We start from the raw sequence: 22002 nt of genomic DNA, 5'->3' as shown, positions 1-22002 counted from the left end.
GCGGGCGGGAGGCGACAGCGGGCGGGAGGCGACGACGGGCGGGAGGCGACGGCGGGCGGGGGGCGACAGCGGGCGGAAGGCGACGGCGGGCCCGGGCGGCGACGCGGTTGGTAACACACTGACGCCCCAAGCCCCCGCGGGGGCGCCGGGGCTTCAGACGCCTTGCTCTGCTTCCTCACGGTAAGCGAACGCCTTGCTCTGCTTCCTCGCGGTAAGCGAACGCCTTGCTCTGCTTCCTCGCGGTAAGCGGAGGCAGGGCTGCGCGCTTCCCCACAGTAAGCAGAGCAAAGTCTGGCGAACGGGCTGGTCGTCCCGGTCGCAAAGCCGACGCCGACCCGCGTCCCGCCTCGACGGCCCCGACACGCAGACGCGGTCCGGACCCCCGCCCCCGGTTCGGCCCGGGCGAGAGCCTTGCTCCCGACGCTCTGCGCGCCATTGCCCGCCGCCGGTCGGGCGATGGTCTTCGAAGGCTTTGCTTACTGTGGGGAAGCGCGGGGGCTACGGCGTGCGCGCGGGCTGCGGCCGGCCGGTGCGGCGGAGGCGGACGGCGGGTTCCGGGGCCGCGGTCGGCTCGGTGGTTGCGGTCGGTTCGGCGGATGCGGTCGGCTCGGCGGTCGAGGCCGGCTCGGTGGTTGCGGTCGGCTCGGTGGTTGCGGTCGGCTCGGTGGTTGCGGCCGGGCGGAGCCGGCCCCACAACCCGGACGCGACGGCCACCAGGACCGCCAGCCCGGAGATGACCCCGACCGCGGCGGTGGGGACGTCGAACAGCTTCAGCGCGCTCGCCAGTAGCACGATCACCAGGGCCGAGCGGACCAGCCCGGCCGGGGCGCGGGACGAGATGCGGGAGCCGATCAGCACGCCGGGGACCGAGCCGATCAGGACCGCGGCCGCCAGGTCGAGCTTGAGGTCGCCGAACAGGGCGTGGCCCAGCGCCGCCGAGGTGACCAGCGGGATCGCCTGGACCAGGTCGGTGCCGACCAGGTCGTTGGCGCGCAGCTTCGGATACATCGCCAGCAGCACCACGATGATCAGGGAGCCGGAGCCGACCGAGGTGAGGCCGACGATCAGGCCGCCCACGGCGCCCAGCAGCACGGTGGGCAGGGGTTTCACCTTGATCTGGGGCGCGGGCTCGGACGAGGCGGGCCGGCGCCGGGACGTCCAGGACTTGATCAGCAGGCCGGCCGCGGCCAGGACGAGGGCCGCGCCCAGGCAGATCCGGATGGTCCGCTGGACGCTCGCGTCGTCGCCGAGCAGGCGGAGCAGGAGCACACCCAGGAAGGCCGCGGGCACGCTGCCGGCGCAGAGCCAGGCGACCATGGCCCAGTTCACGGTGCCGCGCCGGGCGTGCACGAAACCGCCGAACGGCTTCATCACGGCGCTGGCGGCCAGGTCGCTGGAGACGGCGGCGATCGGCGGCACGCCGAAGACCAGGACCAGGATCGGGGTCATCAAGGCGCCGCCGCCCATGCCGGTCAGGCCGACGACGATGCCTACGCCCAGACCGGCGAGCGCCAGGGTGAGATCCATCGGGCGAGTCTCGCCGACGAACACCCACCTTGTCCACTAAATCAGTGGAGATTGTCGACTTTCCTACCGGCTGGGATGACACCCAGAAGGAGGGCGATGTCGGGGCCGGGCATCGGTCTCGCGAAGTGGAAACCCTGCGCGAACCGGTACCCCATCCGGTGCAGCCGATCCGCCTGTCCGGCCGTCTCGACGCCCTCGGCGACGGCTTCGATCCGCAGGCCCCGGGTGATGACGATGAGGCCGTCGACGATCACCGCCCGCTCCGCGGCCTCGGTCACGCCGTCGGCGACCGCGGTCTGCGCCGCGGGGTCCGCCACGCCGTCGACGAAGCTCTTGTCGACCTTCAGGATCTTGACCGGGCAGTCGACCAGCAGGCTCAGCGACGACTGGCCGGTGCCGAAGTCGTCGAGGGCCACCCGCAGGCCCAGCGCGTGCAGGGCCCGGACGGCGTGCAGCCCCTCGCCGGTGCCCAGCACCGCGGTCTCGGTGACCTCGGCGACCAGTCGGTGCGGCGTCAGGCCGGAGTCGCGCAGCAGCTCGGCCACCTCGGCCGGGAAGCCGGGCTCGCGCAGCTGACGGGCCGAGATGTTGACGCTCACCTTCCCGGGCGCGTCGTCGCCGTAGGTCAGCTCCCACTCGCGTGCCTGCCGCACGACCTCGCGGAGCACCCAGCGGCCCAGCTCGACGATGTAGCCGTTGCGCTCGGCGAGCGGGATGAAGACCCCCGGCGAGACCAGGCCCTGGGTGGGGTGCCGCCAGCGGACCAGCGCCTCCACCCCGGCGAGCCGGCCGTGCGGCAGCTCGACGATCGGCTGGTAGAGCACGAACAGCTGGTCGCGGGCGATGGCCTGGCGCAGGTCGGCGGCGAGCCGGGCGTCGGCGTCGGCGATCTGATCCATGATCGGGTCGAACCAGGTGCAGCGCCCGCCGCCGGTGTTCTTGGCGGCGTACATGGCGACGTCGGCGCGGCGGACCAGCTCCTCGGGCGTGTCGCCGGCCCGCGCGGTGGTCACGCCGATGCTGACGCGGGGCGCGATGTCCTGGCCGTTGAGCGACAGCGGCTCCTGCACCCGCTCGAGGATGTCCCGCAGCAGGCGGGCCGCGTTCTCGTCGGAAAGGCCGACCAGCAGCAGCGTGAACTCGTCGCCGCCCTGCCGGGCCAGGAAGTCGCCCGGGCGCAGCTTCTCGTGCAGGCGGGAGGTGACCGCGCACAGCAGGGCGTCGCCCATGCCGTGCCCCATCCGGTCGTTGATGACCTTGAAGTCGTCCAGGTCGAGCAGCGCCACGTGGAACCACGCGCCGCCGGCGAGCCGGGACCGGACCTCCTCGGCGAAGAGCGTCCGGTTGGCAATGCCGGTGAGCGCGTCGTGGCTGATCTCGTGGTCGAGCTCGGTCTGGTACTCCTGGAGCCGGGCCAGGTTGGCGTCGACCGTCTCCAGCAGGCGCCGGTTGTCGCGCAGCGCGCTGACCTGGCGGATCACCACGAGCGCGGTGAGGGCGGCCACGCAGAGGGCGGTGCCGAACTGCTCGACGCCGTCGTCGAACTCCGCGCTGATCAGGACGGCGCTCATGGCCGCCACGGCCAGGTAGGGCAGAACGCTGATCCGCGGCGCCATCGTCGCCGGCGTGATCGGCGCGGCGCCGGTGCGGCGCTGCCGTTCGGCGGCCAGGATGGTGAACAGCGTGGCGACCGGACCGGCGATGAACGATGCGTTGAGATAGGGCCGCTCGGCCAGGGCGGGCGCCAGCGCGCCGTTCGCCGCCGACAGCACCACGCCGATCAGCAGCAGGTGCAGCGAGCGGCGGTCGATCTCGCCCGCGCCCGCGAACGCCACCTTCACGATGGCGATCATGGCGATCAGGGCGAGGCCGCAGACCGCGAGGATCGCGGTGTTCTGCGCGGTCCACCGGTCGTCGAGGCCGAGCCGATAGCGCCACAGCAGGCCACCGCTGGTGATCACGAGGACACCCGCGTCGAGCCCGAACCGGGCCCAGTCGCCGCGCGTGCGCTGCCAGGCCGGCAACCGCAGCAGTGCCCAGATCATCACGATCACCACGACGAGCAGCAGACCCATGCTGACCGGGCTGATGTCCTGCGTCGGCTCCGGGCCGGAGAGGCTGTCGTAGGCGTTGGTGATCTCGCCGATCGCGAGCACGCCCGAGGCGAGCGCGAGCGAGCGCCAGAACCGGCTGGTTGCCGCGGCGAGGCCCGGGCTCCGGGTGACGCGCCGGCACGCGTACGCGGACAGCAGCGACATCGCGACGACCGGAGGCCACCCGATGATCGGGTAGGACCACTCGTGCTCCCACCCGGCGAGCACCCAGAACGTCTCGAAACCGAACAACGCGAGCGCGAGAGCGATCACGCCGCCGGGCCGGCGGAGGAGGGTGGCGGACATGGTTGTCAATTCGGTGCGGCCGCGGCCCGGATGAGTAGTGCGCGGGGTGCGGTTCGGGTGCCGCGGCGCTCGCCCAGCCGGGTAGGCGCCGCTGCCGTTGGCTGGGTCACAATCGGCTCCGGAGATCGCCATCGGGAGTCGGGAGCGCTAGTGTACGAAACAGTTTCGTTTCGCATGGCTGTCAGGACGGGGGGAAGGCATGGCTGAGCAGACGACCGTCACCGCGGCCGGCCGTTCCCGCAAGCTCGACGGGGAACGTGAGCAGGCGATCCTGCGCGCCGCCTTCGAGCTGCTGGGCGAGACGGGCTATCAGGGGCTGCGCGTCGACGCCGTCGCCGCGCGGGCCCAGGCGAGCAAGGCGACCCTGTACCGGCACTGGCCCACCAAGGCCGGCCTGGTCGTCGACGCCGTCCAGTGCTGCAAGGTGCAGGACCCCCCGCCCCGCGACACCGGAAGCCTCCGCGGCGACCTGGTGTCGTGGTTCGGCCAGATCGGTGCGGCGGTCACCGGGGTCGAGGGTCCGCTCCTGGCCGGCCTGTTCATGGCCATGCACACCGACCCCGACCTGGCCGCCGAGCTGCGCGCCATGCGGGAGTCCAAGGTGCCGTTCGCGGAAGCCATCTGCGCACGGGCCGCCGAGCGCGGCGAGATCAGGCCCGGGTACGACGCCCGGCTGATCGACGAGATCGTGCCCGCGGTGCTGTTCATGCACTGCTTCGCCTTCGGCCGGCCGCTCGACGACGCGTTCATCGCGCACATCGTCGACGACATCATCCTGCCGCTGCTCACTCGCGAGCCGCGGCCCTAGACCCCGCTCCCGGTTTCTCCAGCCCGCGGTCCGTGGGCGATCTCCGCGTGCCCTTTTAGGGGGATTTCTGTGTCCATGTCAACTTCCGTGACCTCGCCCGCCTCCGGCCTACCCGATATACCGGAAAAATCGGGATCCAAGTGGCTGGCGCTCGCCGTCATCGCGGTCTCCCAGCTGCTGATCGTGCTCGACGCCACGATCGTCAACATCGCGCTGCCCACGGCCCAGGCCGACCTCGGCATCAGCGACGCCAACCGGCAGTGGATGATCACCGCGTACACCCTGGCGTTCGGCGGCCTGCTGCTGCTCGGCGGCCGGATCGCCGACTTCACCGGCCGCAAGCGGGCCTTCATCATCGGCCTGCTCGGCTTCGCGGCGGCCTCGGCGCTCGGCGGCCTCGCCCAGAACGCGGGCACGCTGTTCGCCGCCCGGGCCCTGCAGGGCGGGTTCGGCGCGCTGATGGCGCCGGCCGCGTTGTCGCTGCTCACGGTCACCTTCACCGAGGCCAAGGACCGGGCGCGCGCGTTCGGCGTCTACGGCGCCATCGCCGGTGGCGGCGGCGCGGTCGGCCTGCTCCTGGGCGGGGTCCTCACCGAGTACGCCTCGTGGCGCTGGACCCTGCTGGTCAGCACGCCCATCGCGATCGTCGCGGCGGTGGCCGCGCTGCGCTTCGTCGGCGAGAGCCGCGCCGCCGGCAACACCCGCTACGACCTGCCCGGCGCGATCACCTCGACCGGCGGCCTGGTCGCCCTGGTCTACGGCTTCACCAAGGCCGCCAGTGACGGCTGGGACTCGGCCACCACGATCGGCTTCCTGGTCGCCGCGGCCGTGCTGCTGGTCGCCTTCGTGGTGATCGAGGTCCGCTCGTCGCACCCGTTGCTGCCGATGCGCGTGGTCCTCGACCGCAACCGCGGCGGCTCGTATCTCTCCGCGCTGCTGATGGGCGCCGGCATGTTCGGTGTGTTCCTGTTCCTCACCTACTACCTGCAGCTGACCCTGGGGTATTCGGCGCTCGAGACCGGCGTCGCGTTCCTGCCGTTCGCGTTCGGCATCGTCCTAGGCGCCGGCTTCTCGGCCCAGATGCTCACCCGGGTTGGCCCGCGGGTCCTGATGTTCGCCGGCATGCTGCTGGCGGCGGCGGGCATGGTCCTGCTGACCCGGATCGGCCTGGACACCGGTTTCTGGACGCACGTCTTCCCGGCCGAGCTGATCATCAGCTTCGGCATGGGCGTGACGTTCGGCCCGATGTCCAACACCGCCCTGGTCGGCGTCGCCGAGCACGACGCCGGCGTGGCGAGCGCCCTGATCAACACCACCCAGCAGATCGGCGGTTCGCTGGGCACGGCCCTGCTGAACACCATCTTCACGTCGGCGGTGGCGGGCTACATCGCCGGCCACGCCGCGGACCGATCGCAGCTCCCGGCCGTGCAGGGGGCGGCGGTGGTGCACGGATACACGGTCGCGTTCTGGGTCAGCGCGGCGGTGATCGGTGCGGCGGCGCTGATCGCGCTGGCGCTGGTCAAGGCCAGTCGCCAGGAGGTCGCCTCGACCGAGGCGGTGCCCGTGGCGGCCTGACGTCGCGGCGGCGCGGCCCTGGTGCGGGGCCGCGCCGTCCCGCCGGGTCATAATGATGCCCGTCACATCGACGGGGGCCTGGCGGGGGACACATGGCGGGCGACGAGACACCGGATCCGTTCGCGCAACTGGCCGACTGGGCGCAGCAGGCCGAGCGCCGCGAGCGGCGCAAGCGACGGTGGAGCGGCATCGCGCGGAAAGGCCCGTGGGTGCTGACCGGAGTCGTGCTGGCGGGGCTGCTGGCGCTGGCGGTGCCGAGGATGTTCGCGGCCGAGCCGGGCGCCGCCGACGACACGTACCCGAAAGCCGGCGTGCCCAGCGGCATCACCGTGACCACGTCGGAAAGCGCCACCCCGACGGACCCGTTCGCCGGCACTCCGGCGGCGCGATACCCCAAGGGAGCCGCCGGCATCACGCTGCCGAAGGCCGCCGCCGTCACCGGCTTCACCGCAGCGGAGGTCGACAAGGCCCTCAAGCAGGTGCGCAAGGCGCTGATCGCGGGCCGCCTCGACGACATGATGCTGACCGGGCACGATCCGTCGCGGTTGATCGCGCTGCTGGCGCCCGGCCAGCGCAAGCCGGCCGCGGGCTGGTTCGACAACCGCAAGTTCAGCGGCGTCGCCACCTGGATCGATCCGTCGGTGCGGCTCGATCCGGGCGAGGAGCCGCGGGTGAGCGGGCGGATGACCTACAACTCCGCCGTGGTCGGCGGCCTTCGCACGCTGCGCGTGACGACAAACTTCATTTTCGTGTACGCCTTCGCGGGCCCCGACCATCCGCTGGCCGCGGCGCACGCCGAGATCACCTGGGAGTTCCCGACGGCGAAGAACCTGCGCGCCGGGGATCGCGGCATGTGGGCCGGGGACAGCAAGTCCTACTCGGCGTGGGTGGACTGCGCCGCCGCCCGGCGCGGCCTGCTCGCGCCGACCCGCCCCGAGGCGGCCCCGCGCCCGAGCGGTTCCGAAGACCCGAACGCGCTGCTGGAGGCCGACCACTCCCTCGACATCACGGACGAGTGCTGATCAGCGCGGCGCCCGGACCGGACAGCTCGGGCAGCGTGGCGGTGCGCCCCGCGATGGTCAGCAGCAACGCCGCGATGGGCCCGCCGAGCGTGGGGCCGGCGGGCACGCCCGCCGCCGTGTCGACCCGCCGGTGGGTGAGCCCGTGCATGCCGGACTCGCCGAGCACGGCGATGGCCGCGTAGTTATTCGGCCGGTGCCGGTTCGGGAGCGCGGGTGGCGGTGATGGCGTCGTCGGCCGAGCGCGGGATCAGCGCCGACAGGGCGAACATGGCCACCGAGACCAGCGCGATGCCGACGAAGACGCGGTGCACGGCCGTGGTCAGGACGGCGGGGGAGGGGTGGTCCGAGCCGATCGTGGCGTTGGCGATCGCGCCGAAGACGGCGACGCCGACGGCGCTGCCGAGCGAACGCAGGAAGATGTTGCTGGCCGTCACCACTCCGCGCTCGGCCCAGCCCACGCTCGACTGGGCGGCGATCAGCGTGGGCGACGCGGTGAGGCCCATGCCGAGGCCGATCACCAGGCAGATCGCGGCCACGGTGACCACCGCCGAGCCGGCGTCCAGCGTCAGCAGCAGCAGGCTGCCGGCCAGCACCAGGGTGGTGCCGATGGCGGCGCACCAGCGGAAGCCCAGGGTCAGGAAGATGCGGCCGGCCTGGCTCGCCGACACCGGCCACCCCAGCGTGAGCGTGGCCAGGGCGAAGCCCGCCACCAGCGGGCCGGCGCCGAGGGCGTCCTGCGCGTAGGTGGGGATGTACGAGCTCAGGCCGTAGAGGACGGCGCCGATGCCGACCGAGATCAGGCCGCTCGAGACCAGCAGCCGCCGCCGGAAGATCCACAGCGGCAGGACGGGCGCCGGGGCGGTGCGCTCGACCAGGGCGAAGCCGATCAGCGACGCGAGACCGACGCCGAGGACGGCGATGCTCGCGGGGGAGTCCCACGCCCAGGCCTGACCGCCCTCCAGCGCCCCGAGGATGACCAGGGCCAGGCCCAGCGCCAGCAGGCCGGCGCCCTTGTAGTCGATCACCGGGTGGCCGCGCTCGACCCGCTCGTGGAAGCCGCGGCCGATCATCGCGGCGGCCAGCAGGCACAGCGGGATGTTGGCGAAGAAGATCCAGCGCCAGGAGACGTACTCGCTGAAGACGCCGCCGAGGGCGGGCCCGACGACCGACGCGATGCCCCACACGCTGGCCACGTAGCCCTGGACCTGGGCGCGCTCGCGGACGTTGTAGAGATCGCCGACGATGGTGATGGTGGTCGGCAGGATCGCGCCCGCCCCGAGGCCCTGCACCACCCGGAAGGCGATCAGCGGCCAGATCGACCAGGCCACGCCGCACATGATCGAGCCGAGCAGGAACAGGCCGATGCCCCAGAGGATGACCGGCTTGCGGCCGAACAGGTCGTTGAGCTTGCCGTAGATCGGGACCGAGACCGCCTGGGCGAGCAGGTAGATCGAGAACAGCCAGGGGAACTCGGCGAACCCGCCGATGTCGTCGACGATCGAGGGCACCGCGGTCGCGATGATGGTTCCCTCGATGGCGACCAGCGCGGTGGCGAGCATGACGGCGGCGAGCACGGGGCCGCGTTCGGACCGCAGTCCGACGGAGTTACCTGGCACGTGAAGCCAAGCTACCTCCTTCCGCGGTCCCCGCCCCGCCGCGACCGGGTAAAGATCTGGACGGGATCTATTTACGACCGTCGGCGGCGGCCCATACCGTGTGCTGCAACACAGCGCGCCACCGGAGGTCCCGTGATGCAGATGCCGGCCCGGATCGGTGGGCCGCGTGATGAGTGACACCCCCGCGATCAAGCTGACCGGGCTGCGGAAGTCCTTCGGCTCGGTCGAGGCAGTCGCGGGCATCGACCTCGAGATCGCCGACGGCGAGTTCTTCTCGATGCTCGGGCCGTCCGGCTCCGGCAAGACCACGGTGCTGCGGATGATCGCCGGCTTCGAGCTGCCGACGAGCGGGACGATCGAGCTGAGCGGCCGGGACGTCACCTCCCGGGCGCCGTTCGAGCGCGACGTGAACACCGTGTTCCAGGACTATGCGCTGTTCCCGCACATGACGGTGCTGGAGAACGTCGAATACGGGCTCAAGGTCCGCAAAGTGCCGCGCCGGGACCGCCGGGAGCGGGCCGAGAGCGCGCTGGCCTCCGTACGGCTGAACGGCTTTGCCTCTCGCAAGCCCAGCGAGATGTCCGGCGGGCAGCGGCAACGCGTGGCCCTGGCCCGGGCGCTGGTGAACCGGCCGAAGGTGTTGCTGCTGGACGAGCCGCTCGGCGCGCTCGATCTCAAGCTGCGCGAGCAGATGCAGGTTGAGCTCAAGCAGATCCAGCGCGACGTCGGGATCACCTTCGTCTTCGTCACCCACGACCAGGACGAGGCGCTGACCATGAGCGACCGGGTCGCGGTCTTCGACGCCGGCCGGATCGCGCAGGTCGGCACCCCCGAGTCGGTGTACGAGCAGCCCGCCACGCCGTTCGTCGCCGGCTTCGTCGGCACCTCCAACCTCCTGACCGGAGACGTCGCGGTCGCGCTGCTGGGCCGGCGCGGGACCTTCTCGGTCCGGCCCGAGAAGATCACGCTGGCCGAGGCCGGCATTCCGGGCACGGTCGCCGAGGTGATCTACGCGGGGCCGGTCACGCGCTACGTCGTCGACCTCGACGCCGGCGCCCGGATGACGGTCGTCGAGCAGAACCAGCGCACCGGCACCGCCGCGCTGGCCGAACTGCGGGGGAAGCCGGTCCATCTGGCCTGGCGCGAGGAGCACGTCATCGAGATCCCCGGTTCAAAGGAGAACGCGGATGCGGCATAGATATTTGGTGGCAACCCTGGCAGCGGGCGTGCTGGTGCTCGCCGGCTGCGGTGGCGGCGACGACAACGGCAGCTCGGGCAGCGGGCCCGGCGGCCTGTCGGTCCCGAAGGTCGACAAGTTGTCGGCGCTCGGCGCCGGCGAGGGCTCGGTCAACATCATCTCCTGGGCCGGCTACGTCGAGGACGGCTCCACCGATCCCAAGGTCGACTGGGTGTCCGGCTTCGAGAAGGAGACCGGCTGCCAGGTCAACAACAAGGTGGCGGCCACCTCGGACGAGATGGTCACGCTGATGAAGACCGGCGAGTACGACGTGGTCTCGGCCTCCGGCGACGCGTCGCTGCGGCTGATCTACGGCGGCGACGTCGCGCCGGTCAACACCGACCTGATCGCCAACTACCAGGACGTCTTCGACGGCCTCAAGAACAAGCAGTGGAACTCGGTGGACGGTGTGCCCTACGGCGTGCCGCACGGCCGCGGCGCCAACCTGCTGATGTACCGCACCGACGTGGTCAAGCCGGCCCCGACCTCGTGGGGCGCGGTCTTCGACGCGGCCTCTCCCTACCGGGGCAAGATCACCGCGTACGACTCGCCGATCTACATCGCGGACGCGGCGCTGTACCTGATGAAGACCAAGCCGGAGCTGGGCATCAAGAACCCGTACGCGCTGGACGACACCCAGTTCAAGGCAGCCACCGACCTGCTGACCGAGCAGAACAAGATGATCGGCGAGTACTGGTCCGACTACACCAAGGAGGTGCAGGCGTTCAAGGCCGGCAACTCCGTGCTCGGCACCACCTGGCAGATCATCACCAACCTCGCCCAGGCCGACAAGGCGCCGGTCGAGGCGATCCTGCCGGCCGAGGGCGCGACCGGCTGGTCGGACACCTGGATGATCTCGTCGAAGGCCAAGCACCCGAACTGCGGCTACCTGTGGATGAACCACATCATCTCGCCCAAGGCCAACGCCGCGGTCGCCGAGTGGTTCGGCGAGGCGCCCGCCAACAAGCTGTCCTGCGCCGAAACCGCCGACAAGAACCACTGCGCGACGTTCCACGCCGAGGACGAGGCGTACTTCTCCAACGTCTGGTACTGGACCACCCCGATCGCCCAGTGCCTCGACGGGCGCAAGGACGTGACCTGCAAGGACTACTCGGCCTGGACCCAGGCCTGGACGACGATCAAGGGATGAGCCGAGGCTCCTTCCTGCACCGGCACCCCCGGGTACGGCTGGCCGCGCTGCTGTCGGCCCCGCTGCTGTGGCTTGTTGTCGCCTACCTGGGGGCGCTCGCCGTGCTGCTGATCTCCGCGTTCTGGAGTGTCAACAGCTTCACCGGCGACCTGGTCAAGGTGTTCAGCCTGGACAACTTCCGGACGCTGGTCACCGAGCACGTCTACCGCGCCGTCGCCCTGCGCAGCATCGGGGTGGCGGCCGCGGTCACCGTGATCTGCGTGGTGCTCGCCGTGCCGATGGCCTTCTTCATGGCCAAGGTTGCCTCGCCCCGGTCCCGCCGGCTCCTGGTGATCGCGATCCTCACCCCGCTGTGGGCGAGCTACCTGGTCAAGGTGTACGCGTGGCGGGTGCTGCTGGCCAACGGCGGCCCGGTGGACTGGCTGCTCGGCGGCCCCGGGCACGGACCCGGCTACGGCCTGTTCGCGGTGGTCCTGGTGTTGTCGTACCTGTGGCTGCCGTACATGATCCTGCCGGTCTACGCGGGCCTCGAGCGGCTGCCCGATTCCATGCTGGAGGCCTCGGCCGACCTGGGCGCGCGGGCCGGCCGCACGTTCCGCGCGATCGTCCTGCCGATCCTGGTGCCCTCGATCTTCGCCGGCTCGATCTTCACGTTCTCGCTGTCGCTGGGCGACTACATCACGGTCCAGATCGTCGGCGGCAAGACCCAGATGATCGGCAACCTCGTGTACGCGAACATCGGCGCCGCCAACAACCTGCCGTTCGCCGCCGCGATCGCCACCATCCCGGTAGCCGTCATGGTCATCTACCTGATCGCGGTCCGCCGCTCGGGCGCCCTGGAGGAGCTGTGACGCTGTCCCCATGGGCACGCTGGGCGCTGCGCCTGTTCATGGCCCTCGGCCTGGTGTTCATCTATGTGCCGCTGCTGCTGGTGCTGGTCAACTCGTTCAACGGCGACCGCACCTTCGGCTGGCCCCCGCACGACTTCACCACCCGCTGGTGGTCGGCCGCCTGGACCAACACCGGCGCCCGGCAGGCCCTGCTCACCTCGGTCAAAGCCGGCCTGGGCGCCACCACCATCGCGCTGGTCCTGGGCACGATGGTCAGCTTCGCCGTCCAGCGCTTCAAGTTCTTCGGCCGCGACACCCTGAGCCTGCTGATCGTGCTGCCGATCGCGCTGCCCGGCATCGTCACCGGCATCGCGCTGGACTCGGCGTGGCGCTCGATCATCGAGCCGCTGGGGATCGGCAAGGGCCTGTTCTCGGTGATCGTCGGCCACGCCACGTTCTGTGTGGTCGCCGTCTACAACAACGTGCTGGCCCGCTTGCGGCGCACCGGCACCAGCCTGGAGGACGCGTCGGCCGACCTGGGCGCAACGCCGCGCCAGACCTTCCGGTACGTGACGTTCCCGCTGATCCGCTCCGCCCTGCTGGCCGGCGGCCTGCTGGCCTTCGCCCTGTCGTTCGACGAGATCATCGTCACCACGTTCACCGCGGGCCCCGGCATCACCACCCTGCCCATCTGGATCTTCAACAACCTGTTCCGCCCCAACCAGGCCCCCGTGGTCAACGTGGTAGCGGCGATCCTGATCGTCCTGTCCGTGATACCGGTCTGGCTGGCCCAGCGCCTGGCCGGCCCCGAAGCAGGCGCCAGCCGCACGTAACGAACACCCGGCACGGGCCATTCTCACGAAAACGGCGTAACCGGCCTTTCCCGTGCCTCCCCGTCGACCACCAAATCCACTTTCTCGTTGTAGAACGCGACCAACCCCGCAATCGCCGCCACCGCCGGCAACGGAAACGCATACGACCAGGCCAAATCCGAGTAGCACCCACCCGGCGTCCGCACCGACCAGTAATCGCTGGTCCGGCCCTTGTACGGACACAGCGTCGCGGTGTCGGAATGCTCCAGCACACCCATGTCCACATCGGTGCGCGACAGGTAATACCGGGTAGGCAGCGCCGTCTCGAACAACAAGACGGGCGAGGACGACTCTCCCAGCACCACCCCATCCAGCTCGACCCGCACCCGCCGGCTCGACCGCAGCGCATCCACCCGGTGATACGGGCTGCGCGGATGTCCGAAGATCTGCTCGTCCTCCTCGAACCAGGCGTCGACCGCCTCCCACTCGAGCCGCACCAGGCCGTGCACGTGGATCTTCGCCGCCGCGGCCAGCCCCGGCTCGACGTCCTCGATCGGCAGGTAGTACTGCGGATAGGCCGGATGCTCCCAGACGTAGACGGCGCGCTGGGTGTCGACCACCACCCGCGCGCCGAGCGTCGCCCGCACCCGCCGGGCCGAGGGCACCATCTGACCGACGGTGTTGACCGAGGGTGGGTAGTCGCCGCTCATGAGGGCTTCTCCGCCTGGTAGGCCGGGAGGTTGAGGGCGGCGCGGATCTTGGCCTGCACCTCTTCCGCCGGCGGGCGGGCGTCGATGTCGTGGACGAACTCCTTGCGCCGGAAGAGCTCCAGCACCGGGCGGGTCTTCTCGTTGTAGTCCCGCAGGCGGGCGTCCAGCGCCTCGGGCGTGTCGTCGGCGCGGGTGATCAGCTCGTGGCCGCAGATGTCGCAGCGGCCTTCCTCTTCGGGGCGGTCGGCGATCAGGTTGTAGTCCATGCCGCAGTTCGGGCAGAGCCGGCGGCTCAGCACCCGCCGGCGCACCTCGTCCTCCGGCAGCTCCAGGTGGATCACGCCGTCGATGTCGTAGGACTCCATGAAGAACTCCGCCTGGCGGCCGTTGCGGGGGAAGCCGTCGATGACGAAGCCGAAGTTCCAGTCGTGCTCGTCGAGGCGGCCGCGGACGATCTGCTCGACCAGGTCGTCGCTGACCAGCTCGCCGGCGTTCATGATGCGGCGGACCTGGGCGCCGAGCTTGGTGTGATGCTGAACGTTCCAGCGGAAGATGTCGCCCACCGAGATGTGCACCAGGTCGAGGTCGTCGCAGAGCAGCTGGCTCTGCGTGCCCTTGCCGCTGCCCTGCACCCCCATGATCACGTATTTGCGCATCGGTCTGCCCTCTCTCAGTCAGGTGCGCCGAGTCGCAGCGGGCCGGGCGCCGGGCGCCCGGTCAACGTCGTCGGGTCAATGCTCCAGGCATCGGCGACCCTGAGCACGTCCTTTTCGCCCACCAGCACAACGGTGTCCTCGTCGAGCCGGGCGGGCAGGCCGGCGTCGCGCTCGGCGGGGCCGGGCTCGCCGTGCCACGAGGTCACCTCGCCGGTCTGCCCGACGTACCCGAAAGCCCGGATCAACTCCCCGCGCGACGCCCGCTGCCAGCGGTGCAGCTCGGTCACCCGGTGGGTCGCGAAGGACTGCACCTCGGTGCCGAGGGCGGCCGACAGGCCGATCACGTCGACGGCCGCCGGCTGCAGGAGCAGCCGGCGGCCGGTGGCCAGGACCCAGGCGGTGTCGCGCGCGCCGGGCAGCGGCGGGGTCACCGCCACCCGGTCGTCGGTCAGGTGCGCGAGGTCGATGCCCTCGCGCCACGGCACCGGGCCGAGATCACGCAGGCCCAGCGCCTCGAGCACGGCCACCGGCTCGGCGCCGGCCACCGCGAGCCACGCCTGCTTGCCACCGAAACCCACCATGACGCCGTCGCTCATGGCACAAAACTATCCGGCGCCGGTCAGGCCCACCCATAATCCCGGCGCAGCACGGCGGCGACGCGGTCGAAGCGGGCCCGGTCGAGGATCGCGCCCTCCCGGCGGATGCCGTCGCCGTCGATGTCGAGGACCCGGTCGAGCCGGATCCAGCTGGGCCGCTGCTCGCGGTCCCAGGCGCCGGGGCCGAGCGCCAGCCAGTTGCGCCGGCCGTCGCGCTCGCTCTGACTGGAGAGCATCAGCGCGTACACGTCGTGGCCGTTGCGGCCGACCACCAGCACCGGGCGGTCCTTGCCCTGCGCCGGGTCGTCCTCGTAGGGCACCCACGTCCAGACGATCTCGCCGGGGTCGGCGTCGCCGTCGAGGTTCGGCGAGTACTCCAGGTGCCGCCCGCTCGGCCGGGGCAAATGCCTCGGGGGCCGGGGCGTTGCCTGCTTGGGGGGTCGGGGAGTCGGGGGCTTCTTGCGGAAGAGGGACTTGAGGATGTTGGCCACCGCAGCAAACTAGTTGACGAAGTCCTGCGTCATCCAGGTGATGCCCTTGGCGTCGCGCACGATGCTCAGGCCGATGCGCTTGAAGCCCTTGTTGAGCAGGTTCTTGCGGTGCCCGTCGTTCGGCGGGACCTCGGCGAGCATGCTGTCGGTGAGGCCGTTCGCCGCCTTGATGATCTGCGCCTCGCTGGACCCGCTGGAGCCGAAGCCGATGTTCTCCCCGGCCGACGACCACTGCACGCCCTGGGCGCTGAACCGCTCGCCGAGCCCGGACTCGCCCGAGCACTGGTGCTCGAGGCCGCAGCCGTTGATCATCAGCTTGGTGTGCAGGGCGGACGCCTTCGAGAGGTCGGCGTCGAGGGTGAGCGGCGAGAGCCCTTCCCCGGCGCGGACGGCGTTGATGTGCGCGAGGACCTCGTCGAGGACGTCGTCGCCGGTCTTCGGCACGCTCGCGATCGCCTTCTTCGACGACTGGGCGGGCTTGGGCGTGGTCTTCTTCGGCGCCGGGGTGGCCTTCTTCGGCGCCCGGGTGATCGACTTCGACGGGGACGGCGTCGCGGACGGCGCCGGCTCCAGCGAGACCGGGGGCTCCTCCGTGGCCGGCGGAACCAACGGCTCCTGGGCGCCGGTGACGGTGGTGGAGGTCGCCTCGGCCTCGGCGTGGCGGCTCAGGCCGATGACTGTGAACCCGGTCCCGATCACCACGGCGGTGGCCCCGGCCACCAGCGTGTAGCGGAAACGGGCGGCAGCGGACATCGACACGGGCGGGCACCTCGGAAGTGGAACGGGCAGCGGACAACGCCGTTCACTATGGGTGCGCGCCGGGCCGCCGGCCCGGGACCTAAAGAGCCCTTAAGAAAGGGATCACGCAGACCTAATGAACCCGGTCGAACTCGCCGTCGCGCACGCCGGCCAGAAAGGAGCGCCACTGCGCGGGGCTGAAGGTCAGCGTCGCCCGGCCGCGGTCCTTGCTGTCCCGTACGGCCACGACGCCCGGAAGGTTCACCGCGACCTCGACGCAGTCGCCGCCGTTGCCGCCGCTGCGGCTGCTCTTGTGCCAGACGGCGCCGGTCAGGTCACCCAACGTCGGTCTCCCTCCTCGTGCCCGGCCTCTGGTGCCCGGCGCCGCCGGTCAGGTCACCCGACGTCGATCTCCTTGATCACGGAGCCGATGAGGTCGTCCGAATCCTCCTGGCTCAGCGCGATCGCTTCGAGCTCGGCCCAGGTCGATTCGTACGCCTCCACCTCCGGGAGCTTATCGAGGTAGAGCGCGCCGGTGAGGGTCTCGCAGTAGATGGTCGTCGGTTCGGGTGAGGCGGCCCCCGCCGCGGGGAAGTCGAGGATGGTGAACTGGCCGGAGCTCGCCGCCTTGTGCGGCCCGGCCGCGAACGGGATCACCCGGACGCAGACGTTGGGACGGGTGGAGACGTTGACGAGGTGGGCCAGTTGCTTGCGCATGCCGAGCCGGTCGGGGATCGCGCGGCGCAGCACGCCCTCGTCGACGATCGCCTCGAGGACGGGCGCCGGCGGGTCACTGCGGGTGAGGACCCGCTGCCGTTCCATGCGTACGGTCACGGCGCCGGGGCGCACGCCCGGCCAGGTGCCGAAGACGTGCTCGGCGTATTCCGGGCTCTGCAGCAGGCCGGGGATCAGGGTCGGCGCGAACGAGCGGAGGCGGCGCGCGGCCTGTTCCAGGCCGACGTACAGCTCGAACCAGGAGGGGACGACATCGCCGTACGCCTGCCACCAGCCCTTCGCCTTCGACTCCTGGGCCAGGCCGATCAGCACCTCGGTCATCCGCGGCGTGGCCCGGTACACCGTGCACATCGCGATCACGTCGTGCTTGCGGACCGCGACCTCACCGTTCTCGATCCGATACATCCGGGCGCGGGAGAACTCCAGCTCCTCGGCGGCGGCCAGCAGCGAGATGCCGGCCCGCTCGCGGAGCTGGCGCATCAGGCGGCCCACCTGGCGGCGCGGAACGGTGGAGCCGGTGCCTGGCATGCGCGCGCCCTTCGAGAATTTCTTCGCGAGATTCCCATCCGGGACACAGAGTATTCGCTTGATCGCTGTTCGTGAATGCCAAAATCGGCAAGATCCTCTTAGGCCGGTCTACATCGGCACCGGCCTGCCGACCGCCGGCAACACCCACGAGGTGGCGGTCAGCGTCGATCTTCGGGGCGGTGGGGCGAAAGCCGTAGCGAGCCGGTGTGCTTGGCTTGCGGGGTGGATTACTCCTGGCTGAGCCTGCCCGCGACCGCCGTCGACACCGCCGCCCGGGAACTGCTCGGCTGGCGGATGACCGCCAACGGGGTCACCGTGCGGCTGACCGAGGTCGAGGCGTACAGCGGGCTGGGCGCGGACCCGGCCAGCCACGCCCACCGGGGCCGCACGGCGCGCAACGCGGTGATGTTCGGTCCGGCCGGCCGGCTGTACGTCTACCAGATCTACGGCATGCACTTCTGCGCCAACATCGTCTGCGGCGAGGAGGGCCGCGCCGCCGCGGTGCTGCTGCGGGCCGGCGAGGTCGTCGACGGCCTGGAGACGGCCCGCGGGCGGCGCCCCGCGGCCCGCAAGGACAGCGACCTGGCGGCCGGGCCGGCCAAGCTGATGCAGGTCCTGGCCGTGAACCGCAGCGCCAACGCCACGTCGGTCATCGACGGCACCGGCCCGGCGACGCTCGCCCCGCCGTCGTCGCCGCGCGGCGCCATCTCGTCCGGCCCCCGCGTCGGAGTCACCTCGGCGCACGACGTGCCGTGGCGCTTCTGGATCGCCGGTGATCCCACGGTGAGCACCTACCGCAGGCACACGCCGCGGTCCCGGAAAGTGTCGGAGGCGGCCGGCGAACCGGCACCATGACGGCCCTCCTGCCCTGGTCACTCGGTGCGGCCGACCGGAGCGAAACGGCCACACGGGCGGCGGCGGGCGGCTAGCGTCCGACGTGATGATCCCGCATCGGTTGTTGGCGCTGTGCGGCGTGATGTGCTCGGTCGGCGTGGTCTGGACCGGGGTGCTCATCGCGGCGCTGCTGGCCGGGGTCCGGCTGGTCCCGTCCGTGGTCGCCGTGCTGGTCGCCGCCGCGCTCGCGCTGCCCGGCGTGATCGCCGGCGTGCTCGGCAACCGCTGGTACTACCGCACCACCAGCCCTCGCCGCGCCTGGAGCCTGACCTCCTGGGTGCCGCCGCACGTCCCGCATTGGGCGTCGATGCTCGCCGGCGCGCTGTTCTTCGGCTTCTGGCTCGCGGTGGTCGTGGCCTTCGCCGGCCTGAACGGCAACGCCGAGATGCGCGACGGCCAGTACGTCCTCGACCACAACGGCCGCATCACGGTCATCACCCAGGCCGACTACCAGCGCCAGCTCGACCACGAGCAGCAGATCTCGCTCGGCGTCCTGGGCGCCCTGGCCGTCGGCGGCACCTTCATGACCGGAGCGGTGCTCACCCACCACGCCGCCCCCGAGCCCACCCACACCCAGTCCGCCGGCCTGCCCCTCGCTTAGGGGTCTGTGTCGACCCTGGAGCCTGCGGCCGCGGCCACGGGAATCGGTAGGATGCGGGCATGAGCTCAGAGGCTGTCGGCAGGTACATGCCTGAGGTCGTGACGCTCGACGACCTCACGGCGATGATGTCCGCCGATGAGCACCACCGTTATGAGATCAGCCCAGAGGGAGTGCTCTCCGTCGTGCCGCCGCCGGGGTATGTCCATGCGATCATCGCGACCCGGCTCATGGCCTGGCTGCTTGCCGCCGGGGTTCCGGCCGAACGGATCGCTCAGGCGGTGGGGTTGCGCATTCCGGGTGCGACCGGCGTCGGCGGACGGATCCCCGACCTCGTCGTCTGGAGCAAGGCCCAGGCCGATGGCGTCTGGCTGGCGGTGGATGACGTGCTGCTGGTCGTCGAGATCATCTCGCCGGGCTCCGAAGGCACCGACACGGTGACCAAGCGGAACGAGTACGCCTCCGCGGGCATTCCGCAGTACTGGGTGGTCGACCAGGACTCGGCGCAGACCGTCACGGTTCATCGCCTGGCCGGCGACCAGTACGCGGTACAGGCGACCATGCCGCTCGCCTGGCTGCTCAACACCGTGCCGGCGGAGCACGATCTCGCCTGACCCAGCCGGTGCCCGGCCCGGCCCGATCGGTCAGAACTTCTGGCCGCGCCGGGTGAGTTCCTCCTCGATCGCGTCGCAGACCGCCTCGACCACGGCGAAGCGGGCGTAATGCTTGTTGTCGCCCGGGATCACCCGCCACCGCGCCCACGCCGGGTCGCAGCGCTCCAGCATCTCCTCGACCGCCTCCTCGTACTGCTGCCGCTTCTCGCGGTTGCGCCAGTCCTCGTCGGTCAGCTTCCAGGTGCGCAGCGGGTCGTTCGCGCGGTCCTCGAAGCGGCGCAGCTGCTCCTCGGCGGAGACGTGCATCCAGAACTTCACGATGATCATGCCTTCGGCGACCAGCGTGCGCTCGAACTCGACGATCTCGTTGTACGCGCGCTGCCACTGCTCCTTGGTCGAGAAGCCCTCGACCCGCTCGACCAGCACCCGGCCGTACCAGGAACGGTCGAACACCGTCATGCCGCCCCAGCCGGGCAGCTTCGGCCAGAACCGCCACAGGAAGTGGTGCCGCTTCTCGTCGTAGGTCGGCGCCGCGAACTGGGAGACCCGCACGTGCCGGGGGTCGAGCGGCGCCACCAGCCGCTTGATGGCCCCGCCCTTGCCGGACGCGTCCCAGCCCTCGAAGACGCAGGTGAGCGGCGGGCCGATCCGCTTCTCCTCGATCTGGCCGCCGAGAATCAGGCGTAGCCGCAGCAGGCGGTCCTGCGCCTCCTCGAGCCGGGTGACGGCCTTCTTCTTGGAGATGTCGATCGGCGCGGTGGCGCTACCCAGGCGAGTCATGCCTCCAGCATGTCGAAACCCGGTGTCCGGCGCACGGACGGGTGCGGGAGAATCGCTGTCGTGACTCTCGTAGACGACCTGCGGTGGCGGGGCTTGATCCAGGATTCGACCGACCTAGAGTCGCTGACGGCGGCCTTGAACGGCGACGGGATCACCTTCTACGTGGGCTTCGACCCGACCGCCGCCTCGTTGCACGTCGGGCACCTGATGCAGGTGATGACCGCGCGCCGGCTCCAGCTCGCCGGGCACAAGCCGCTGCTGCTGGTGGGCGGCGCCACCGGGCAGATCGGCGACCCGCGCGAGTCCAGCGAGCGCTCGCTCAACCCGCCCGAGGTGATCGCCGGCTGGGTCGACCGCATCCGTGAGCAGTTGTCCCCGTTCGTCACCTACGAGGGTGCGAACGCCGCCGAGCTGGTCAACAACCTCGACTGGACCGGACCGACCTCGGTGATCGAGTTCCTGCGCGACGTCGGCAAGCATTTCCCGGTCAACAAGATGCTGGCCCGCGACGTGGTGCGCAACCGCCTCGAGACCGGCATCAGCTTCACCGAGTTCAGCTACCAACTGCTCCAGGCCAACGATTTCTACCAACTGCACGTGCGGCACGGTTGCGCCCTGCAATACGGCGGTTCCGACCAATGGGGAAACATAACCGCGGGCGTTGATTTCGTACGCCGTCGCGGCGCCGGCCCGGTGCACGCGTTCACCACGCCGCTGGTCCTCAAGGCGGACGGCACCAAGTTCGGCAAGAGCGAGGGCGGCGCGGTCTGGCTCGACCCCGCGATGACCTCCCCCTACGCCTTCTACCAGTTCTGGATCAACGCCGACGACCGCGACGTCATGCAGTACCTGCGCTACTTCAGCTTCAAGAGCCGCGAGGAGCTCGAGGAACTGGAGAAGGCGACGGCCGAGCGCCCCCAGGCCCGGCTGGCCCAGCGGGCCCTCGCCGAGGAGATCACGACCCTGGTGCACGGCGCCGACGAGGCGTCGCAGGCGGTGACGGCGTCGCAGGCGCTGTTCGGGCGAGGTTCGCTGGACTCACTCTCCGCGGGCACGTTGCGGTCCGCGTTGGCCGAGGCCGGGCTTCTTTCCGTACGGGGTGAGCTGCCGTCCCTGTCCGCGCTGCTGAAGGAGGCGGGACTCGTCGCCTCGGCCAACGAGGCGCGACGCACCATCGCGGAGGGCGGCGCCTACCTGAACAACGAGCGGATCACGGACGGTGAGGCGGTCCCGCCCTCGTCCGCGCTCCTGCACGGTCGCTTCCTCGTGCTGCGCCGTGGCAAGAAGTCGTTCGCCGGCGTCGAGGTTTTTTACCATCCAACCGCCCCGCCCGCCACCCATGGCCGGCCTGAAGGCTCTATCTGACGGTCGGCCCGCTGTGATCTGGTTCGCAGGGGGCCGATTTGGCGTCCGGGCGGGGTGCCCTGTAATGTTTCCCGAGCCGCCAGGGAGACGGGCGAGCGAGCGGGGCCTTTACAGGGCCCGCAGCGGCCGTCCTGGGGGACCCCGAGGAATGAGCGCGGATTTCACCGTGTATTGTTTCGCGGGTCGGAACGGAAGCCCCGAGGGTGGTTTTACTTCGGGTGTGGTTGTTCTTTGAGAACTCAACAGGGTGCTTGTAAAGCCAGTGCCAAATGTAGTTTTTTCCCTGGCCGGTTTGATCCGGCTTGGATTCCTTTGGCAACT

General features: G+C 70.8%; 23 protein-coding genes. 11 read left to right on the top strand and 12 right to left on the bottom strand.

Going from position 1 to position 22002, the window contains the following annotated elements:
- Positions 1–498 precede the first annotated feature (498 nt).
- Together ACFQS1_RS34130 and ACFQS1_RS34125 are read right to left on the bottom strand one after the other, a co-directional pair.
- A complete protein-coding gene (locus ACFQS1_RS34130) occupies positions 499–1527 on the bottom strand; it encodes a sulfite exporter TauE/SafE family protein (protein WP_378976142.1) in 1029 nt (342 codons plus the stop codon).
- A 41-nt stretch (positions 1528–1568) separates the two neighbouring features.
- Positions 1569–3926 carry a putative bifunctional diguanylate cyclase/phosphodiesterase gene (locus ACFQS1_RS34125; protein ID WP_378976141.1) on the bottom strand — a complete coding sequence of 786 codons (2358 nt, stop codon included), beginning with the start codon at positions 3924–3926 and terminating at the stop codon, positions 1569–1571.
- Positions 3927–4125: 199 nt separating this feature from the next.
- Between ACFQS1_RS34125 and ACFQS1_RS34120 the strand changes: the two genes are divergently transcribed.
- The 3 genes from ACFQS1_RS34120 (at position 4126) to ACFQS1_RS34110 (ending at position 7331) form a co-directional block, all read left to right on the top strand.
- Positions 4126–4734, top strand: a complete 609-nt coding sequence (locus ACFQS1_RS34120; protein WP_378976140.1) for a TetR/AcrR family transcriptional regulator — start codon at positions 4126–4128, stop codon at positions 4732–4734.
- Between the two features lie 75 nt (positions 4735–4809).
- Entirely contained in the window at positions 4810–6309 is a 1500-nt protein-coding gene (locus ACFQS1_RS34115) for an MFS transporter (protein WP_378976139.1), read from the top strand.
- Positions 6310–6401: 92 nt separating this feature from the next.
- A complete protein-coding gene (locus ACFQS1_RS34110; protein ID WP_378976138.1) occupies positions 6402–7331 on the top strand; it encodes a hypothetical protein in 930 nt (309 codons plus the stop codon).
- Here the strand turns inward: ACFQS1_RS34110 and ACFQS1_RS34105 are convergent.
- Together ACFQS1_RS34105 and ACFQS1_RS34100 are read right to left on the bottom strand one after the other, a co-directional pair.
- A complete protein-coding gene (locus ACFQS1_RS34105; protein ID WP_378976137.1) occupies positions 7315–7497 on the bottom strand; it encodes a hypothetical protein in 183 nt (60 codons plus the stop codon). The two genes, ACFQS1_RS34110 and ACFQS1_RS34105, sit on opposite strands and share 17 nt — an antisense overlap.
- A gap of 16 nt (positions 7498–7513) precedes the next feature.
- Positions 7514–8947 (bottom strand): MFS transporter, encoded by a 1434-nt coding sequence (locus tag ACFQS1_RS34100; protein ID WP_378976136.1) that lies wholly within the window; start codon positions 8945–8947, stop codon positions 7514–7516.
- A 169-nt stretch (positions 8948–9116) separates the two neighbouring features.
- Here ACFQS1_RS34100 and ACFQS1_RS34095 point away from each other — a divergent pair, with 169 nt between their 5' ends.
- From ACFQS1_RS34095 to ACFQS1_RS34080, 4 genes are read left to right on the top strand one after another with little or no spacing between them, the layout of a single operon-like run.
- The gene (locus tag ACFQS1_RS34095) at positions 9117–10145 is read left to right on the top strand and encodes an ABC transporter ATP-binding protein (protein WP_378976135.1); all 1029 of its coding nucleotides are present in this window, start codon (positions 9117–9119) and stop codon (positions 10143–10145) included.
- Between the two features lie 7 nt (positions 10146–10152).
- A complete protein-coding gene (locus tag ACFQS1_RS34090) occupies positions 10153–11334 on the top strand; it encodes an ABC transporter substrate-binding protein (protein ID WP_378976134.1) in 1182 nt (393 codons plus the stop codon).
- Positions 11331–12185 carry an ABC transporter permease gene (locus ACFQS1_RS34085; protein WP_378976133.1) on the top strand — a complete coding sequence of 285 codons (855 nt, stop codon included), beginning with the start codon at positions 11331–11333 and terminating at the stop codon, positions 12183–12185. Before ACFQS1_RS34090 ends, ACFQS1_RS34085 begins: the two co-directional genes overlap by 4 nt.
- Positions 12182–12997, top strand: a complete 816-nt coding sequence (locus tag ACFQS1_RS34080; RefSeq protein ID WP_378976132.1) for an ABC transporter permease — start codon at positions 12182–12184, stop codon at positions 12995–12997. Before ACFQS1_RS34085 ends, ACFQS1_RS34080 begins: the two co-directional genes overlap by 4 nt.
- Positions 12998–13020: 23 nt before the next feature.
- Here ACFQS1_RS34080 and ACFQS1_RS34075 read toward each other — a convergent pair whose 3' ends face one another.
- From ACFQS1_RS34075 to ACFQS1_RS34045, 7 genes are all read right to left on the bottom strand, one after another.
- The gene (locus ACFQS1_RS34075; RefSeq protein WP_378976131.1) at positions 13021–13686 is read right to left on the bottom strand and encodes a DUF427 domain-containing protein; all 666 of its coding nucleotides are present in this window, start codon (positions 13684–13686) and stop codon (positions 13021–13023) included.
- Positions 13683–14342 (bottom strand): adenylate kinase family protein, encoded by a 660-nt coding sequence (locus tag ACFQS1_RS34070; protein ID WP_378976130.1) that lies wholly within the window; start codon positions 14340–14342, stop codon positions 13683–13685. The genes ACFQS1_RS34075 and ACFQS1_RS34070 overlap by 4 nt, the downstream gene beginning before the upstream one ends.
- 14 nt (positions 14343–14356) lie before the next feature.
- Positions 14357–14938: a hypothetical protein gene (locus ACFQS1_RS34065; protein WP_378976129.1), complete on the bottom strand. Its 582-nt coding sequence runs from the start codon at positions 14936–14938 to the stop codon at positions 14357–14359.
- A gap of 23 nt (positions 14939–14961) precedes the next feature.
- Positions 14962–15429, bottom strand: coding sequence for a type II toxin-antitoxin system PemK/MazF family toxin (locus tag ACFQS1_RS34060; RefSeq protein ID WP_378976128.1), 468 nt, complete (start codon positions 15427–15429; stop codon positions 14962–14964).
- Between the two features lie 9 nt (positions 15430–15438).
- Positions 15439–16182, bottom strand: coding sequence for a CAP domain-containing protein (locus tag ACFQS1_RS34055; protein WP_378976173.1), 744 nt, complete (start codon positions 16180–16182; stop codon positions 15439–15441).
- A 118-nt stretch (positions 16183–16300) separates the two neighbouring features.
- Entirely contained in the window at positions 16301–16510 is a 210-nt protein-coding gene (locus ACFQS1_RS34050) for a DUF397 domain-containing protein (RefSeq protein ID WP_378976127.1), read from the bottom strand.
- Positions 16511–16563: 53 nt separating this feature from the next.
- Positions 16564–17430 (bottom strand): helix-turn-helix domain-containing protein, encoded by an 867-nt coding sequence (locus ACFQS1_RS34045; protein ID WP_378976126.1) that lies wholly within the window; start codon positions 17428–17430, stop codon positions 16564–16566.
- Positions 17431–17652: 222 nt separating this feature from the next.
- Here ACFQS1_RS34045 and ACFQS1_RS34040 point away from each other — a divergent pair, with 222 nt between their 5' ends.
- From ACFQS1_RS34040 to ACFQS1_RS34030, 3 genes are all read left to right on the top strand, one after another.
- On the top strand, positions 17653–18285 hold the full coding sequence (locus tag ACFQS1_RS34040) for a DNA-3-methyladenine glycosylase (protein WP_378976125.1): 633 nt from the start codon (positions 17653–17655) through the stop codon (positions 18283–18285).
- Between the two features lie 85 nt (positions 18286–18370).
- Positions 18371–18925, top strand: coding sequence for a hypothetical protein (locus ACFQS1_RS34035; RefSeq protein WP_378976124.1), 555 nt, complete (start codon positions 18371–18373; stop codon positions 18923–18925).
- Between the two features lie 98 nt (positions 18926–19023).
- The gene (locus ACFQS1_RS34030; protein ID WP_378976123.1) at positions 19024–19536 is read left to right on the top strand and encodes a Uma2 family endonuclease; all 513 of its coding nucleotides are present in this window, start codon (positions 19024–19026) and stop codon (positions 19534–19536) included.
- A 30-nt stretch (positions 19537–19566) separates the two neighbouring features.
- Here ACFQS1_RS34030 and ACFQS1_RS34025 read toward each other — a convergent pair whose 3' ends face one another.
- Entirely contained in the window at positions 19567–20316 is a 750-nt protein-coding gene (locus ACFQS1_RS34025; RefSeq protein WP_378976122.1) for a polyphosphate kinase 2 family protein, read from the bottom strand.
- Positions 20317–20376: 60 nt separating this feature from the next.
- Between ACFQS1_RS34025 and tyrS the strand changes: the two genes are divergently transcribed.
- Entirely contained in the window at positions 20377–21681 is a 1305-nt protein-coding gene (gene tyrS, locus ACFQS1_RS34020) for a tyrosine--tRNA ligase (protein WP_378976121.1), read from the top strand.
- Positions 21682–22002: the final 321 nt, after the last annotated feature.

Source organism: Paractinoplanes rhizophilus (genome assembly GCF_042664765.1).
GTDB classification, from domain to species: Bacteria; Actinomycetota; Actinomycetes; order Mycobacteriales; family Micromonosporaceae; genus Actinoplanes; species Actinoplanes rhizophilus.
This window is presented reverse-complemented; position numbering and strand designations above follow the sequence as displayed.

Bases quoted from the DNA above. Each gene is read 5' to 3' on its own strand.
- ACFQS1_RS34130 (WP_378976142.1), bottom strand. From the start codon at position 1,527: ATGGATCTCACCCTGGCGCTCGCCGGTCTGGGCGTAGGCATCGTCGTC.
- ACFQS1_RS34125 (WP_378976141.1), bottom strand. From the start codon at position 3,926: ATGTCCGCCACCCTCCTCCGCCGGCCCGGCGGCGTGATCGCTCTCGCG.
- ACFQS1_RS34120 (WP_378976140.1), top strand. From the start codon at position 4,126: ATGGCTGAGCAGACGACCGTCACCGCGGCCGGCCGTTCCCGCAAGCTC.
- ACFQS1_RS34115 (WP_378976139.1), top strand. From the start codon at position 4,810: ATGTCAACTTCCGTGACCTCGCCCGCCTCCGGCCTACCCGATATACCG.
- ACFQS1_RS34110 (WP_378976138.1), top strand. From the start codon at position 6,402: ATGGCGGGCGACGAGACACCGGATCCGTTCGCGCAACTGGCCGACTGG.
- ACFQS1_RS34095 (WP_378976135.1), top strand. From the start codon at position 9,117: ATGAGTGACACCCCCGCGATCAAGCTGACCGGGCTGCGGAAGTCCTTC.
- ACFQS1_RS34085 (WP_378976133.1), top strand. From the start codon at position 11,331: ATGAGCCGAGGCTCCTTCCTGCACCGGCACCCCCGGGTACGGCTGGCC.
- ACFQS1_RS34075 (WP_378976131.1), bottom strand. From the start codon at position 13,686: ATGAGCGGCGACTACCCACCCTCGGTCAACACCGTCGGTCAGATGGTG.
- ACFQS1_RS34070 (WP_378976130.1), bottom strand. From the start codon at position 14,342: ATGCGCAAATACGTGATCATGGGGGTGCAGGGCAGCGGCAAGGGCACG.
- ACFQS1_RS34065 (WP_378976129.1), bottom strand. From the start codon at position 14,938: ATGAGCGACGGCGTCATGGTGGGTTTCGGTGGCAAGCAGGCGTGGCTC.
- ACFQS1_RS34055 (WP_378976173.1), bottom strand. From the start codon at position 16,182: ATGTCCGCTGCCGCCCGTTTCCGCTACACGCTGGTGGCCGGGGCCACC.
- ACFQS1_RS34045 (WP_378976126.1), bottom strand. From the start codon at position 17,430: ATGCCAGGCACCGGCTCCACCGTTCCGCGCCGCCAGGTGGGCCGCCTG.
- ACFQS1_RS34035 (WP_378976124.1), top strand. From the start codon at position 18,371: ATGATCCCGCATCGGTTGTTGGCGCTGTGCGGCGTGATGTGCTCGGTC.
- ACFQS1_RS34025 (WP_378976122.1), bottom strand. From the start codon at position 20,316: ATGACTCGCCTGGGTAGCGCCACCGCGCCGATCGACATCTCCAAGAAG.